Annotated in this window: 17 protein-coding genes; 3 read left to right on the top strand and 14 right to left on the bottom strand. The window is 38.6% G+C overall.

What is annotated here, in order from left to right:
* Positions 1-36: 36 nt before the first annotated feature.
* The 4 genes from ACTHOQ_RS09500 to ezrA form a co-directional block, all read right to left on the bottom strand.
* On the bottom strand, positions 37-249 hold the full coding sequence (locus ACTHOQ_RS09500) for an alpha/beta-type small acid-soluble spore protein (protein ID WP_440495742.1): 213 nt from the start codon (positions 247-249) through the stop codon (positions 37-39).
* Positions 250-360: 111 nt separating this feature from the next.
* The gene (gene thiI, locus ACTHOQ_RS09495; protein WP_440495741.1) at positions 361-1,572 is read right to left on the bottom strand and encodes a tRNA uracil 4-sulfurtransferase ThiI; all 1,212 of its coding nucleotides are present in this window, start codon (positions 1,570-1,572) and stop codon (positions 361-363) included.
* Entirely contained in the window at positions 1,569-2,717 is a 1,149-nt protein-coding gene (locus tag ACTHOQ_RS09490; protein ID WP_440495740.1) for a cysteine desulfurase family protein, read from the bottom strand. Before ACTHOQ_RS09490 ends, thiI begins: the two co-directional genes overlap by 4 nt.
* A 251-nt stretch (positions 2,718-2,968) precedes the next feature.
* A complete protein-coding gene (gene ezrA / locus ACTHOQ_RS09485) occupies positions 2,969-4,669 on the bottom strand; it encodes a septation ring formation regulator EzrA (RefSeq protein WP_440495738.1) in 1,701 nt (566 codons plus the stop codon).
* A 139-nt stretch (positions 4,670-4,808) separates the two neighbouring features.
* Here ezrA and hisJ point away from each other — a divergent pair, with 139 nt between their 5' ends.
* Together hisJ and msrC are read left to right on the top strand one after the other, a co-directional pair.
* Positions 4,809-5,612: a histidinol-phosphatase HisJ gene (hisJ, locus tag ACTHOQ_RS09480; protein WP_440495736.1), complete on the top strand. Its 804-nt coding sequence runs from the start codon at positions 4,809-4,811 to the stop codon at positions 5,610-5,612.
* A gap of 12 nt (positions 5,613-5,624) precedes the next feature.
* Positions 5,625-6,104, top strand: a complete 480-nt coding sequence (gene msrC / locus ACTHOQ_RS09475) for a free L-methionine (R)-S-oxide reductase MsrC (RefSeq protein WP_440495734.1) — start codon at positions 5,625-5,627, stop codon at positions 6,102-6,104.
* 663 nt (positions 6,105-6,767) lie between these two features.
* Here the strand turns inward: msrC and ACTHOQ_RS09470 are convergent.
* A complete protein-coding gene (locus tag ACTHOQ_RS09470; protein ID WP_440495732.1) occupies positions 6,768-8,630 on the bottom strand; it encodes a sensor domain-containing diguanylate cyclase in 1,863 nt (620 codons plus the stop codon).
* Positions 8,631-9,168: 538 nt separating this feature from the next.
* On the opposite strand from ACTHOQ_RS09470, the gene rpsD reads away from it, so the two are divergent.
* On the top strand, positions 9,169-9,771 hold the full coding sequence (rpsD, locus tag ACTHOQ_RS09465; RefSeq protein WP_440495731.1) for a 30S ribosomal protein S4: 603 nt from the start codon (positions 9,169-9,171) through the stop codon (positions 9,769-9,771).
* A gap of 773 nt (positions 9,772-10,544) precedes the next feature.
* Here rpsD and ACTHOQ_RS09460 read toward each other — a convergent pair.
* The 9 genes from ACTHOQ_RS09460 to ACTHOQ_RS09420 all read right to left on the bottom strand — a co-directional run bounded on the left by ACTHOQ_RS09460 (position 10,545) and on the right by ACTHOQ_RS09420 (position 14,776).
* Positions 10,545-10,751: a hypothetical protein gene (locus ACTHOQ_RS09460; RefSeq protein WP_440495730.1), complete on the bottom strand. Its 207-nt coding sequence runs from the start codon at positions 10,749-10,751 to the stop codon at positions 10,545-10,547.
* Between the two features lie 57 nt (positions 10,752-10,808).
* The gene (locus tag ACTHOQ_RS09455; RefSeq protein WP_440495729.1) at positions 10,809-11,006 is read right to left on the bottom strand and encodes a sigma factor-like helix-turn-helix DNA-binding protein; all 198 of its coding nucleotides are present in this window, start codon (positions 11,004-11,006) and stop codon (positions 10,809-10,811) included.
* Between the two features lie 66 nt (positions 11,007-11,072).
* Positions 11,073-11,348, bottom strand: a complete 276-nt coding sequence (locus ACTHOQ_RS09450) for a hypothetical protein (protein ID WP_440495728.1) — start codon at positions 11,346-11,348, stop codon at positions 11,073-11,075.
* A gap of 15 nt (positions 11,349-11,363) precedes the next feature.
* Complete coding sequence (locus ACTHOQ_RS09445; protein WP_440495726.1) at positions 11,364-11,735, bottom strand: hypothetical protein; 372 nt, start codon at positions 11,733-11,735, stop codon at positions 11,364-11,366.
* Between the two features lie 16 nt (positions 11,736-11,751).
* Positions 11,752-13,641 (bottom strand): phage tail protein, encoded by a 1,890-nt coding sequence (locus tag ACTHOQ_RS09440; protein ID WP_440495725.1) that lies wholly within the window; start codon positions 13,639-13,641, stop codon positions 11,752-11,754.
* Positions 13,642-13,874: 233 nt separating this feature from the next.
* Positions 13,875-14,132 carry a hypothetical protein gene (locus tag ACTHOQ_RS09435; RefSeq protein ID WP_440495724.1) on the bottom strand — a complete coding sequence of 86 codons (258 nt, stop codon included), beginning with the start codon at positions 14,130-14,132 and terminating at the stop codon, positions 13,875-13,877.
* Complete coding sequence (locus ACTHOQ_RS09430; RefSeq protein WP_440495722.1) at positions 14,133-14,297, bottom strand: hypothetical protein; 165 nt, start codon at positions 14,295-14,297, stop codon at positions 14,133-14,135. It abuts the gene before it with no gap.
* Complete coding sequence (locus tag ACTHOQ_RS09425; protein WP_440495721.1) at positions 14,284-14,490, bottom strand: hypothetical protein; 207 nt, start codon at positions 14,488-14,490, stop codon at positions 14,284-14,286. Before ACTHOQ_RS09425 ends, ACTHOQ_RS09430 begins: the two co-directional genes overlap by 14 nt.
* Positions 14,483-14,776, bottom strand: a complete 294-nt coding sequence (locus ACTHOQ_RS09420; RefSeq protein WP_440495720.1) for a hypothetical protein — start codon at positions 14,774-14,776, stop codon at positions 14,483-14,485. Before ACTHOQ_RS09420 ends, ACTHOQ_RS09425 begins: the two co-directional genes overlap by 8 nt.
* Between the last annotated feature and the right edge of the window lie 334 nt (positions 14,777-15,110).

Genomic DNA, 15,110 nt, shown 5'->3' with positions numbered 1-15,110 from the left:
CCTTTAAAAGCAGCGATTCCTTTTTTAAAACATTTTTTATTGATTTGAGTTTCCGCGTAATTGCTGTTCAGCCATCTGTACAAGGCGTTTAGTAATCTCTCCGCCTACAGAGCCGTTTGCACGAGATGATGCTTCTGGTCCTAATTGTACACCAAATTCTTGTGCAATTTCGTATTTCATTTGGTCAAGCGCTTGTTGTGCACCAGGTACACGTAATTTGTTTGAGCTACCGTTGTTGTTTGAAGCCATGTGTTGCTCACCTCCTTGTGACATTAGAATGCACAGGGAGAAAAGTTTAATACATAAAAGAAACAGGTAAATTATAGCTCGATTAGGAAATCACTTTCAAAATGGCTAAAATTATAGTAAATCAGCAAATTTGTCTTCTTTAACTTCCTTTTGCGGGAACATATGAACTTCGCGGTTTTTAACTGCGCGTTCAATTAATGCATCAAATTCCGTAAAGCTTTCGAAGTGCTGCACTTTTTCTAGTTTCGGCTTTGTTTTCGGGCTTGATGGCGTGAATATTGTACAGCAATCTTCAAACGGTTGGATTGATGTTTCGTATGTGCCGATTTCCTTCGCGATTTTGATAATATCAATTTTATCTGCCGCGATAAGCGGACGCAAAATCGGTGTGTTCGTTACATCATTAATTGCCGTCAAGCTTTCCAACGTTTGTGAAGCAACTTGCCCTAAGCTTTCGCCTGTAACAATTCCTAATGCGCCAATTTCCTCGCGTACTTTATCGGCCACTTTCATCATCATGCGGCGTGTCGACGTCATCGACATATTATCTGGCACTGCGTCTTTTACAGCTACTTGCAATTCTGTGAACGGAATAACATGCAGGCGAATATTTGCTCCGAATTTTGTCAATTCATTTGCCAATTCTTTCACTTTTTGCAATGCATTGTCGCTCGTGTAAGGCGGACTGAAAAAGTGAATAGCATCTAAACGAACACCGCGCTTCATCATCAAATAACCGGCAACTGGGCTATCAATACCTCCGGAAAGCATAAGAAGCGATCTGCCGTTGGAACCGATCGGCATACCGCCAGCACCTTGAATCACTTGTGCCATCATGTAAATGGCATCTTCTCGCACTTCAATGCGAAGCGCCACATCCGGATTTTTCACCTGTACTTTAAAGTTCGGGAAATTCGGCAATATCGCCGCTCCCATTTCACGCTGCAGCTCATGCGTATTCAGCGGGAATGTTTTATCCGTACGATGCACTTCTACTTTAAAAGTCAAATCCCCTTGCTCTCGATATGCTTCTAAAATTTCGAACGCTAAAGCTTTCATCACATCTAAATCTTTGTCGCATGAAGCAACTGGACTAAATGATTGAATACCGAACACATTCGGCAAACGTTCCATCAGCACTGTGAACTTTTCTGTATTTTCGATTTCGATAAACATACGATCACGTTCTGCACGTATTTTTAATGGAGCAATATCGTGAAAAGAATAGCGTACATTATCGCGTAAACGGCTAATAAAATCTTTTTTATTGCGTCCTTTCGTTGATAATTCGCCATAGCGAACTAAAATTTCCTTAAAAATCATTGTGTATTATCTCCTTTTAACTCTTTCATAACGACTGTAAATTGCTTTTTAAAGGCGGCAATATCCGAGTCTGTATTATTTGCGCCAAAACTTAAACGAAGCACGCCGTTTTTGTAGCGACTATCGATATTCAATGCTTCCACGACATGGCTTGTTTTCGTTTGTTTTGAAGAACATGCGCTGGAAGTGGAAACAATAATATCGCGTTTTTGCAGCGCGTTTATTAAAATTTCGCCCTTTAACCCTCTTACACTGAATGATAAAATATGTGCTGCCCCGTCTTTTGGCGATACGACATATACGTCTTGGCCAAACTGCCCAAAAAACAGATGAAGCTCTGCTGACCATCTTTTATAGTTTTCATAATGTGCAGGCATGCCTTCAATCGCCAAACGTGCGGCTTTCGCTAATGCAACAGCCTGCGGCACAGCGGCTGTTCCGCTTCGCAGACCGAATTCTTGCCCGCCGCCTACGATAAACGGCTTCAGCTGCGGCTTTTTGCGAAATGCCAATAAGCCGCTTCCTTTTAATCCATGAATTTTATGACCGGAAATTGATAGAACATCTGGCCCATCCTCCCCGTCGAACATGATAGGCAGCTTTCCGAAACTTTGAATCGCATCGACATGAAACATCGCCTGACATGCATCATGAATGATTTTTGCCGCTTCTTTAATCGGCTGAATCGCACCCATTTCATTGTTTACATGCATAATGCTGACGATAATCGTATCTTTGCGAAGCTTTTCCCGTAATTCTTCCAAGGAAAAGACACCGTATTTATCGACTTTTAAATAGTCGATTTCATAGCCTTCCTCTTCTAGACGCTTCACCGCTTCCAATATCGATGGGTGTTCAATTTCCGTCGTGATAATATGCTTCCCTCTGAAGCTGCTCGATTTTGCCAGTCCATACAGTGCGGCATTGTTGGACTCGGTTCCGCCTGAAGTGAACAAAATGTTTTTCTCCTCTGTATGGAGGATGCTTGCTAATTGTTCGCGCGCTTTTGTCAGCAGTGCATTTGTCTCGACACCTGCACGATGAATCGATGCGGGATTCGCATAATATTGTTCATTGACTAGCATGAATGTTGCCAGAACATCTTTATGCGGTTTTGTTGTGGCGCTATTGTCTAAGTAAATCATTTATACTCAACCTTCTTTTTTCAAACTGATTTCCGTATAAAAGGAAGTGCCCGGAAAGTCATTTCGGAACACTTCCTTTACAATGTGGATGGCAGGAATTTATTTCAACCACCGCAGGAGCAATATATTATAGCAAATACTTACTAAACAGAGAGGTTGTGTTAATGGTCAAAATGACTATTAACACAACCTCCTTTAATTGGCTTATTTATTATAACGCTAAATGATGGAACATGTAACCGTTATGCTTATCATTTTGATAATAACTGCTCTTGTACAAGCTCCTCGATGCGCTTAATGGCATTCGGATCCACAAGTTCGACCGCTTTTGCCGCGTCTTCAAGCGCCTTTATGTAGCGAAACTTTTTAAATGCGTCTTCAGCTTCTAGTAAACTTTCATGCACTTGACGGTTATTTGCGCGGTATCTGTTCCCAAATTGAATAAGGCGTTCAATAATTAATACATTTTCAATCATTTCCTGCGCTTTTTCATGTGTTTCCTCAATCGATTGCTTTGCGCTTAATAAATGCTGGTTTACTTGCACAATATTAAGCGGTACTTCCTGTAAGCTTTGCACGACGACAAAAATGTGTTCTGCCGCTTCTTCCAACCGCGCATCCATTTCCTCGGGGATACCTGGAATATTCGCACGGCCTAATAGACGCTCTGTATTTTGCAATAAACGCTTTAAAGCTTCCAATTCAGCCCTTGCCTTATTTTCATCAATGCGCAGATTTTTTAGTTTATTCGAGAAGCTTTCCTGTTCTTCGGCAATTTGTTCAATTTCGTCCGTGATTTCCTTTAGCTCTTCTTGCAGGCTGGAATAGGCAGACTTCTCTTCCTGAACACGCGTCGACAACAATTCATAGCGTTTTTGCAAAACTTCCAAATGTTTCAAACCAACTTTCGGGATTTCCGCCTCTTTGTCCTGCAAACGATAGCTATGCTGCACATATGCAACTTCATCGCTAATATCTTTCGTTAAGCGCATCACTTCATTGATCGTGCTGTACATGCCTGAACAATTCCGCTCAACATATTTTCTTGCCATTACTTCTTTTTCCAGCAAATTATAAAAATGATCGATTTCATCATTGATCGTTTGAATACGAGGTGAGACAGCTTGCAAATTCAACTCGGCAATCGCCGCCTTCAACATTTCCAGTTCTTTTTCGAGACCATCCAAATATTCTGTAAGCTCTAAATGGCGCAAATAATAATTTTGTTCTTCCATTTCACGCTGGCCATTGCGCAGTTCATGAATCGCTGTCGGAATTTTTGTCTGGATTTCCGTAAGTAATGTCGGCACTTCATTTAATAGGCTAAAAATCACTTGTGCCTCGCTGTTTAGCTGAAGTACAATTTCACGGGCTTGCAGGTAGTTTCCTTCTTTCGTCAACTCATCAAACTCTTCAAATTTTGGTGTGAATTGCTCAAGCTTCTTTTCCAGCTCTTCTAAAGCGGGGCCAAAAGAATGTTGGTGAGCCAAAATCGTTTTACGCGCAGAGCGGTAATATTCTTTCAGCTGTTCCATTTCGATTCGGTTTTTTTCTTCACTGCCGATTAATTCATCCAGTTCGGTAATAATCTGTACGCGGACTTGCTCACATTTTGTAAGCTCCTGCTCGATTTCACGCTCTGTATGTGTCGCTTTGCCGAATTTGAAACGGTCGATAAATTCTTCCGCATCAAACAGCATTTCATCAATTTTCGGAATTTGCTTATCGACAACATCTAACCACCGATTGCGCCAGTTTTCGAATAGTTCTTCCGTTTGACCATTCATATTAAGCGCCTTTACTTTTGCGAGCTCCTCAAAAATTGGATAGTGTTGGATTTGTAATTTTTCTTTATCTAATCGTCCTATTTCTGCATTATGCTTACGTCGTACTACTAATCCTGCAATTAATAATGCTAATAGTATGACGACAACAATGATGATATACTTCATTGTAAGCCCCCTAATCCCAAAAAAAATCAATAAATTAGCTATATACGTATTTCTAATAATACCATGTTTTTTTGTATTTGTTTAACTATTTACAGGTTTTTTTACTTTCAAATCCCTATTTTAAAAGGAGGTCGTATAATTGAAGCGGGATGGTCATATACATACACCCTTTTGTCCACATGGTTCTCAAGACACTTTTATACAATATATAGAAAAAGCGATAGAGCATCGTTTTGAGGAAATATCCTTTACCGAGCATGCCCCTTTGCCTGAAGGCTTTACCGATCCAACACCTGACAGCGACAGCGGGATGGTTCGCGGGCATTTGCGAAATTATTTTCAGCAGCTTAAGCAGCTAAAAAAGGATTATCAATCGCAAATTATTATTAATATCGGCTTGGAAGTGGATTATATTATCGGATTTGAACAGCAAACACGGGATTTTTTGAATGAATTCGGACCTTTATTGGATGATGCCATTTTATCCGTCCACTTTCTAAAATCAGAGGACGATTATGTTTGCATTGACTTTTCGGACGAAGTGTATTTACAATTTGCCAATAAGGTTGGCGGGATTGCCCGTATGTACGAGCTCTATTATGAAACGGTTAAAAAGTCGATTTTAGCAGACTTGGGCCGATACAAGCCAAAGCGTATCGGGCATCCAACATTAATTCATAAGTTCCAGCTTGCACATTCCGAAAAAATTGATGATGCACCGCAAATTAAAGAAATTCTGGAGATCATGAGAGCACATCATTATGAACTTGATTTCAATAGTGCGGGTTTGAGTAAAGTTTTTTGTAAAGAGCCCTATCCGCCATTGCAGTATGTGCAGCTTGCAAAAAATTTGCAAATACCTGTCATCTTTGGCTCTGACGCACATACTGCACATGATTTGCACAAGCATTACGAATTTTTGCAGCAAAAAATTACTTTTTAATCGGAGGTTACCATGTTTTCAAATATTACTTACAACGGTACTTTAACAGAACAATACGAGCAGCTTTCAAAACAGCTGGGTGCATTGCTCGATGGGGAAAAAGATTCCATTGCAAATTTAAGCAACGCATCGGCATTATTGAATTACTTTTTGGAAAATATCAATTGGGTTGGATTTTATTTGATGAGAGATGGCGAATTAGTGCTCGGTCCATTCCAAGGCTTGCCGGCTTGTGTCCGCATTCCAGTTGGGCGCGGCGTTTGCGGCACAGCTGTTGCAAAACAGCAAACAATTGTTGTCGAAGATGTCCATGCATTCCCGGGTCATATCGCCTGTGACGCAGCGTCAAAATCGGAAATCGTCATTCCGTTAATTAAAGATGGTGCAGTATTGGGTGTTTTGGATATCGATAGCCCAATTGAAGCGCGTTTTTCCGATGAAGATAAAGAAGGTTTAGAAAAGTTTGTCGACATGCTGTTAAAACATTTATAAAGGAAGAACAAAGGCACCCGTTCGACTCTGCGAGACATTCGAGGGTGCGACACAAAGGTATATGTTCCACCACTTTTGCCAAGGACGCTGAAAAACTATGATTATTAAAAATCCGATTTCATTTTTAATAACAGCCCCTCTCTCGCATTGGAATGAATCCACATTTATGGATAGGATTTTTGGCTCTAAATTAAGTGATGAGTGATGAAGAAATAAGCGGAGTTTTTCCGGTTATTTGTGCAATAGGGCTCGTTTCTTGGTAAATAAGCGGAAATTTTCCGGTTATGCAAAGGAAAATTCTCCATTTTCATGTTTTTTTGGTCAATAGGCGGAATTTCTCCGTCTATTTACGCCATTTTGTGTTGTATTTTTAAAATAAGGGGAATTTTTCCGTCTATTAATTAAAGTGGGCACTTAAACAGGATCCTCCAACTGTTAATAGCGGATCCTCCATCTCGAATTACGGGAATCAGCCTCTTTGGCGTGATTTGCCTGGACGGGGGACAACACTTTCTTACCAAGTTATCCACCATGCCAAAATCTGTAGTTTCCTTCACAACAAAAAAACTGCATTAAAAAATTCCCTCGACTTTTAACACAGCCTTCTTCGTCATAAAGGGAGTGCCACCGAAATGAATTTCCGGGCACTCCCTTTTTTGTTCTTTAATGTTGTAGTTCCATTGAATTTTCGAAAACGCAAACGCGGTTTTTCCCTTTATGTTTTGCGTTATATAATGCAGTATCGGCATGCAGAAAGATTTCCTGAAAATCCGGGCGGCTTTCTTTATGCCATGTGATCATGCCAGCGGAAATCGTTACAGACGGGCTCGTCACTTTCGGTACAATATCGACAAGCTCTTCGGAAACTTTCATTGCCTCGCTTTCCAGAATATTCGGGATGTACACAGCAAGCTCCTCACCGCCCCATCGCGAACAAATTCCCCTCGTGCCAATTTCCTTTTGAAGCTGCAGTGCGATTTGGACAAGCACCTCATCTCCAACTTGATGCCCGTATGTGTCGTTAACCTTTTTAAAATTATCGATATCAATTAAAAGGAACATGCCAGAATCATCCTTTTGAATCGATTTTTCCACATATGAATCAGAATAGCTGCGCGCAAAAAGCTTTGTTAAATGGTCGCGATCCACCATCTCTTGCAGCTGCTCCCGCAAAACAGAGTTCGAAATAGCTAACGATGAATGATGAATGAGCGATTGCATTAATTTGAAACTATCAAACGAGAAGAAGTATGGCTCCTTATGCAATACAATGCTGAAGCCGATAATATCTTCTTCCACAATCATCGGAATGGCCATTACCGACTTATAATCGATGTTTTCTGAAATGAGACGGCTGAAATCCGCGATAAACAATGGATCTTGCGTCACGTGAAAATGCTTCTCGACGTGCTGGATATACATATGGCGCGCATCATTATTAAATAGTGTCGTACATGCTTCTGTCATCACATAATAATCGTGTTCCTTAAATAAAAACCCGACTTCCATCGGCTGAAACGATTTCAATAATTGTTTTTGCAAAAATAAAAGCATTTCATTAATCGTCAATTTCATATTTAAGCGATGTGAAGTTTCATTGATTAATTGCAAGTCACTGATTAAGCGATGCGATTGATGATACAGTTTCGCGTTTTCTAATGCATTTCCTGAAGCTTGGGCAAGCATCCGGATAAATTCTTTTTCCGTGTTTGAAAAGGAGTAGTTTAGTGGCGCCTTCACCTGTAAAATCCCGTATATTGCCTGCCTTCCTTTAATTGGCGCATTTAATAATCGACAGTTTAGTTCACTTGCCACATCCTCTTTTATCTCCCCTGATACGAAAGACTCAATCGTTGACGGGCGCTCTGATAAATAATCGAACGGCTTTATGCGTACCCTTGTTTGACGATCTTGATCATTTGATAAAATCAACTCTACTTCTAAATCCGAAAAATTTTCTTCAATTGTAATAAGCACATTTTCCAAAATAACGTCTATATCCATCGTCGAATGAAAAAGATCTGTCATGCCATAAAGCTTGCGGTACTTTTGTTCATTTGATTGCACTTCATATTTTTGCACCAAAAAATTATGAACATATGAAATTTCATTTATAATATCTTCAGTTAATTCTGTTTGTATAGGAGCATTTGCCTTATTATATTTGAAGACGATGATTCCTTCGATTTTATTATTAATCATAAGCGGCATTAGATCCGTATGGTATTTGAAATAGGATAGTTCTTTTATAAACTCAGGTAAATCCACTACTTTGTTTCCATTTAAAAATGGCTGCAATAAATTTAATGTTAATTCGACATTCAAAACTTCTATGTTATAAGTCGGTTTAAATTTATCTTCACTTACTTGAAACAAAAAGCAATCTTCCATATTGAAGAATCTAGCCAAGCTTTCCTCCAATATTTGCAAGTAGTCATAAAATTTATTTAGCTGTAAATTTGAATTCATACAAAGGCTTAGGACATCAGATTTAAATCGATCAATCTTTAGTTGATTTTCCACCATTAAATCACCTTTTCTTTCACTATTGCCATGTCAGTTACTTATAACTTTTTCTTAAGTATACACTTTTCATGCCTATTTGACTATTTATTTTTGTTATATTTTTCTAGTAAACACCGCTAATTGTATTAGTTTCCATGAAGTAATTTTTATTCCTCACTTTCAATCATAGTTTATCTTATGCTTAATTACCTACAATATGTTAAGTTTTCTTTATTCTATTTATTTGCCAAGCGAAGTCCCCTACTAATCCACCTCTTTTTCCAACTACAGTTTTAACCTTAATGCTGCGATGAAAAGGGATTGTTCTTTGTTGACGGATAGCAAAAAAAAAGTTACAATAGCCTTTGTGTAAAATGAATGCAGTAGTTGTATAACTTAATCGATGTATTTTATTCCTTCTATTTTTTTAGAATGGTGTATTGTGTAACCCTTTCGGCTGCATGGGCGAAGATACATGAAAATAGAATACCGTTTAATGTCGGGTACAACTGGTTTTTTCTTTTACAACAAAAACCAATTTTAAGGAGGAGACACAATTATGTCTCGTTATACAGGTCCATCTTGGAAACTATCTCGTCGTCTTGGTATTTCATTAAGCGGCACAGGTAAAGAAATCGCAAAACGCCCTTACGCACCAGGTCAACACGGTCCGAACTCACGTGGTAAAAAATCAGAGTACGGTCTACAATTAACTGAAAAGCAAAAATTACGTCATATGTACGGTATGACTGAACGTCAATTCAAAAACACTTATCTACGTGCTGGTAAATTACAAGGTGTACACGGTGAAAACTTCATGATTTTACTTGAAACTCGCCTTGACAACCTAGTTTACCGTTTAGGTTTAGCTCGCACTCGTCGTGCAGCTCGTCAATTAGTTAACCACGGTCACATCTCAGTTGATGGTAACCGCGTTGACATCCCATCTTACTCAGTAAAACCAGGTCAAACGATCTCTTTACGTGAGAAATCAGCTAACCTTTCAGTTGTTGCTGAATCAATCGAAGTAAACAGCTTCGTACCAGAATATTTATCATTCGATGCAGACTCTAAAGTAGGTACATTCGTACGTTTACCAGAGCGCTCTGAATTATCTGGTGAAATCAACGAACAATTTATCGTAGAGTTCTACTCACGTTAATAAAATTGCGTTGCATTTAGCAATACTAAAAGCCCTAGAAACGTTGTATATCAAGCGTTTCAGGGCTTTTTTCTATATAATCAACTTTGCGTTAAAATGCATTAAAAATGAATAGTTTAGGGTTGCGTTAGGGTTTGAACCCTAAATAGAATAATTGCTCGGCAGTGAGCTTGAATAGGAATTTAAAAAAGCACTAACCGCGAATTTTGCAGTCAGTGCTTTTATGCTTACGAACGGAAATTTCCGTTGATTAAAATCGCTATTTAGGTATGTGGTACAACCACAAGTTTTAACAGGTTGTTGTAGTACTTCATTTAAAGCCTTACACGGACAATTCATTTATTATTCAACGAGCAACACTTCATGCCCTAGAACAATGTTAAATCGATGTTTCTAGAGATTTCCCCCTTATCTTACTCTGCAGATTAAAGCATTAAAATGCTACTCGTTAGGGTTTATTTAAGGTAATAGTTGAGCATTTATTAGAGTTGAACCCTAATTATAAAAATACACTTGGCAGCGCTTGTATAGGAATAAAAATTTAAACATATTACTGTTCTGGCTAACATGGCCTACCACAATTCAATAATTCCTCTTTCAGCTCTTCCCATAATATATGCATACCATGACTGGACAAGTCAGGCGTTCCCCATTTCTGAAGAATTCGTATAGCAGAATCTTGATCAATTCTCGATAATTGCGCTAGGCGGACAGGAAATGCGGCGTTAATACGTACCTTCTCCATGTCAATTTCGGGTACTTTGAAAGGTTTTTCATTCATATTTTTCCAAATCCCTATTAACATCATCCCATAGAGCTCTAAGTGGTTTCACCCCTTCTCCCCAATCCCGAAGAATGCTTAATGCTGCCTGTTTATCATACGTAGCAAGATGAGCTAACTTAATCGGTAAGTTACGCCTCATTCTTACTAAAACCATATCAATTTCCGGTAAAACAATTTGCGGTTTTATACTATTCATATACTCTTCCTCCTTGATCTCATCCTTTCCAAAAGAAAAGAAAAAACACCCGCAATTTTAAAGCGGGTGCTGTAATTTTTCTGATTTATTTAGTTCTTTGGCAGCAGCTGCTACTTTCTCCCGTGCTCTCTCAATGTGAGTTTGCACAGTTGATACTTTAACTCCTAATTCTTCAGCTATTTGTTCAAAAGTACGAGTGTGAGCAACATGCAACAAGTAGCAAGTTAATTGTTTCTCTGTAAGCTCAGCTAACACGTATCGAATTTTTAACTTGTCCTCATCTCTTATAGTACGATTACACTGGAGAACGTCCCCTAATATCTACATATGGTCTTTCACACTAAAAAATATATGGTCTGTATTTAATAATAAGCGTCTATTATGGTAGCTAGACAACTGTTCCCTTTGATGAATACCGGAGTTCCAGTCCTTCGGATCGTATCCACATTTCAAATATTGGCGTGCATAATCTAAATCGTTTATCATGCCTCTGATTATTTTCGCTTCATCTTCGCTGGAAGCAGTTTCGAGCAACTGCCTTGTAGCTTTCAAAGTTTCTCGATAGCTTTCCAACAAAATGGCACGCATTTCATCCATTCACTACACCAACTGTTACGCCTCTGGTACTTCTTCATTAAATGGCTCTGCGTATTGGAATAAACTTCGGTTAAACAGAACTCCATCAAATAAAACATAGGCTTTCTTGTTTAAGGAATCTGTTAAATCTGTAGTGGCCGCGTCGACATTTTCAGATTGCACAAACAACAATTCATTATTAATCTTTAACACTACATTTTTATTAGCAGTTTCAATTGATTCAGCTTTAGCTACAAAGCCGATTAGTTGCTTTGTAAATGTTTTACCGCCGATTTTTACTGCTAATATTTTATTTTGATTCATTAACCCGTTTAGAGTTGATAAATTTACATCTGTTGTGAAAAATTTAATACCGTCTACTAAAGAAACTAAATATTTTTGTTCCATTTTAATTTGCTCCCTTTTATGCAATTTCTACTTGTCCTAAGTAGGCGCCATTTTGTCTAAACGTCATATATTTTTTGCCACCGCTTGTACTATACGCCATAGTAATTCCATTCACAGACGATGCATTTATGTTACCTGTTAAGGTTCCAAGGATATTAACTCGATCTGCATCTAAATTAATATTACTCAATGCACTTATTGTTAAGTCACCGTTATTATAAGCGATACCTGCAGTTCCAAATTGTCCAGCAAAACGAATAGCTTTTGGATAAGAAGATTGCCAATTTTGACCGATTTGCAAAGTGGTACCTACCGTTATATCATTACTTACATCAATTGATGTAGCGCCTTCAATTTTACCATTTACCACCACAGCACCAGTTAAATTAATCCTACTTGCACTAATTGATACAGCATACGGGTCCTGGTTAATCAATGACGTGATACGGCTGCCAGTAAAGTCGGTATATGATACACGTTGTGAAATCTGAGCGGCTTGCTGTGAAATGATTGATTCCGCGCTTGCAATTCTCGTACCTTGGCTGCTGATATTTGTTTCTGTTGAATTGACGCGCGATTCTATTAAGCCTGCTCTTTGCGTAACACTTGATACATCATTTCGTACATTTTGAATATCCGTTCCAATACTCGTAACACTCGCATTTACTTCCGAACGAATCTGTTGCGCGGTTTGCGATATTTGAGAGTTGTATTCCGCTGTGATCTTCGTATATTGTGCCGTTATCGAATTGTTGACGGTTGTTACCTTCTCATTGAAATCCGTTGTTAAAGCCTTTGCAGAGATGGAAATAGCAGATGTGTATTCACTAGTCACCGTTGTATACTGATCCAGCATCTTTTCTTCTGTTTCCCGGAACTTGAAATGCATATTTTTATTGATGACTTCTTTTGTTTCATCAATCTTTTCGGTTACATCTTTTTCAGTATCGTTTATTTGATCTATAAGGATTTGATTGGCCGTTTTAAATACATAATTGCCAACGGTTGCTTCTGTGAGAATAAATTCATCACCATTCCAGTCATCACGCAACTTCAATATCCGGGTAGTAATATTCAAGTCATTCAACGGTTCATAAGTGGTGTGTACGGTTTCACCAAGTTCAACATCGTTGCCGATCTGTGCGATATCCAACTCATATGAGAGATCAATATCTTTGAATTTGATTTCCGCACGTTTTTTAGCAGTTTCCCTGTCTGTAATACGCTCATCATTGATGATGTCACCGTAATAGGGTTGGTCATAATTTTCCGCGTTCGGACTGACGAATGTTTCACTTAACGAGTGTTTTTCGCCGTAGTTCACTGTTACATGGGTCACAATGTCCGTAGAGTTCGTTTTTTTCGTGACGTTTTTTAAGTTATAACCAAAACGGTATTGCTTGCCCTTATCGGAACTTAATGCCTTTCTGATACAAATTACACGACCAGGTAATACAGTGAATTCAGCATTTAACAGCTCACATGCTTCCTTTAATAACTGCCAACAATTTTTCCGGCCGAATCCACTAACTGTTACACTATTTAAACCTGTAGCATTTAAGTCTAAACTGAAGCCGGTGTCATCTAAAATAGCCGATAGGAGTTCTCTGGGTGTTTGTGGACCTTCTAACAACTGGTTGAATTCCAGATTAGTGAGGTCCATCAAAATATGCTGTGAATTTAGATTTTTATAATGGGTGACTTCGCTTTCTACTTTTATGCGCCATTCATGATCATCCGGAGTAACAATGATTGCTTCTTCATTTAAGTAAGGGTACGCCGGGTTATCTTTATGCCTGACGACTATCATATTCATTTCCGGTATATCATTCATTGGAAATCGGCGGTTCGCGGATTTTATATAATTAATCGGAATTTCATTACCGTCATGTTTTACAGTAATCAAGTTTTCATCGCCTTTCTTTATTATTTTTTTGAGTAAGTACCGCCTATGCACTGGTATAAGCCACCGCACAACCGTTGTATCTTACTCTCGTTCCTATCTGTCGCTTTAATCCCGTGCAACGCTATAGCCCTGCGATTGACATCTACACGACAACTGTTAAATTTAAATCCTTTGTTGAGTAATGTAACGTTTAGCGGAAAAAGTGATCAGTTCCAGATAAATGACTTACAACGTTACTGAGATATAACTCTGTACCATCCCCACCTGTAAAGCCTTTTAAGCAGAATGCCGAACACATTATCGTCCGTATAATAGGCATAGACTTTTCCCTGATCTCCTTCCGTTATAGAGCCTCGGGATAGAAAAGTACCAGCAGGGATAATCTTTTTCCCTCCATCAAATACGGTAGGCTTGTACACTTTATCTGATAATGTAGCGGCAATTACTTCAAAATTAGGGCTGTAAAGCAGTCCATTTTGAAAAGTAACCAATCAATTTACCTCCTCCTTTTGTGCTTGCCCTCGAACTAATTTACTGACAGCTGTACTGTAATTAAGAAGCCGAATAGCTCTGTGCATCTGCATATAAATAGTCAGCTGATCCATCTGCTTCAATTTCTCTTTGATATACTGCTGCCTTTCCTTAATCGTTTTCATTTACCTCCACCTCTTTTGGTTTTGCTGGACTAATGATAATCGCATGAGCATTTTTATAGCGGGCGATACGTTTTTGATCTTTTCTGAATGCATCTCTGCCCCGATAAATAAAAATACGATCTTCATTTACTCCCGTTAAATCTTCAATACTTTGAGTTAAACTTTCAACCTTACGTGTTAAACGATTAATCATTAAAATCACTCCAGTTATTAGAACTATCAGAATTACTTCTGTTTTGTAGATTTTCAACCTGTTTTTTCAGGAGTTCTACTTGCTTCTCCAACTCATGCTCACTAATATTTCTCATAATAATATCTGAAAGATATCCAAGCACTCGTGCTTTATCGATATGGTCTTTTGCCGTAATTGGTTCAATTCTACGGAGTTCGTTAATCGTTTCGTTCAGTAACGCCCGTACATGCTGCTGTTTAACGATACGTTTATTGGGAACATCCTTTCTTTGAGCTTGTCTAGTCATGTAATCACTTCCTTTCTTTCTTAATCCTTCATGTTTCTTAAACATCGCACTGCTTTTGCTGCATAAAATTCTCGTTTTGGTGGGTTCTCATATGATTTAAAAGCCTTCTGGAGGTAAAAAAAATACTTTCTCAAACGCTCCTCAGGGGTTAGCTTTATCTGTATTTTTAAAACCGCCTCTAACTGTTCAATTTGTCGTTTACGTCGATAAATAGACAAACATTTCACCTCTTTTCAAATACAGGGGGAGGGTATACACCGAAACCGCTACACATCAACGTTTAGAGCTACTATACTTATACAAAAAGCCTCGTTTTCCAACTAAATACGTCATA

It is taken from the genome of Solibacillus silvestris, assembly GCF_051967575.1.
Lineage (GTDB): Bacteria > Bacillota > Bacilli > Bacillales_A > Planococcaceae > Solibacillus > Solibacillus silvestris_B.
The sequence above is the reverse complement of the archived record's forward strand: the minus strand, read 5'-3'. Positions and strand labels throughout refer to the sequence as shown.

Bases quoted from the DNA above. Each gene is read 5' to 3' on its own strand.
- rpsD (WP_440495731.1), top strand. From the start codon at position 9,169: ATGTCTCGTTATACAGGTCCATCTTGGAAACTATCTCGTCGTCTTGGT.
- ezrA (WP_440495738.1), bottom strand. From the start codon at position 4,669: ATGAAGTATATCATCATTGTTGTCGTCATACTATTAGCATTATTAATT.
- ACTHOQ_RS09420 (WP_440495720.1), bottom strand. From the start codon at position 14,776: ATGACTAGACAAGCTCAAAGAAAGGATGTTCCCAATAAACGTATCGTT.
- thiI (WP_440495741.1), bottom strand. From the start codon at position 1,572: ATGATTTTTAAGGAAATTTTAGTTCGCTATGGCGAATTATCAACGAAA.
- ACTHOQ_RS09430 (WP_440495722.1), bottom strand. From the start codon at position 14,297: ATGAAAACGATTAAGGAAAGGCAGCAGTATATCAAAGAGAAATTGAAG.
- ACTHOQ_RS09460 (WP_440495730.1), bottom strand. From the start codon at position 10,751: ATGAATAGTATAAAACCGCAAATTGTTTTACCGGAAATTGATATGGTT.
- msrC (WP_440495734.1), top strand. From the start codon at position 5,625: ATGTTTTCAAATATTACTTACAACGGTACTTTAACAGAACAATACGAG.
- ACTHOQ_RS09425 (WP_440495721.1), bottom strand. From the start codon at position 14,490: ATGATTAATCGTTTAACACGTAAGGTTGAAAGTTTAACTCAAAGTATT.
- ACTHOQ_RS09500 (WP_440495742.1), bottom strand. From the start codon at position 249: ATGGCTTCAAACAACAACGGTAGCTCAAACAAATTACGTGTACCTGGT.
- ACTHOQ_RS09445 (WP_440495726.1), bottom strand. From the start codon at position 11,735: ATGGAACAAAAATATTTAGTTTCTTTAGTAGACGGTATTAAATTTTTC.
- ACTHOQ_RS09450 (WP_440495728.1), bottom strand. From the start codon at position 11,348: ATGGATGAAATGCGTGCCATTTTGTTGGAAAGCTATCGAGAAACTTTG.
- ACTHOQ_RS09470 (WP_440495732.1), bottom strand. From the start codon at position 8,630: ATGGTGGAAAATCAACTAAAGATTGATCGATTTAAATCTGATGTCCTA.
- ACTHOQ_RS09490 (WP_440495740.1), bottom strand. From the start codon at position 2,717: ATGATTTACTTAGACAATAGCGCCACAACAAAACCGCATAAAGATGTT.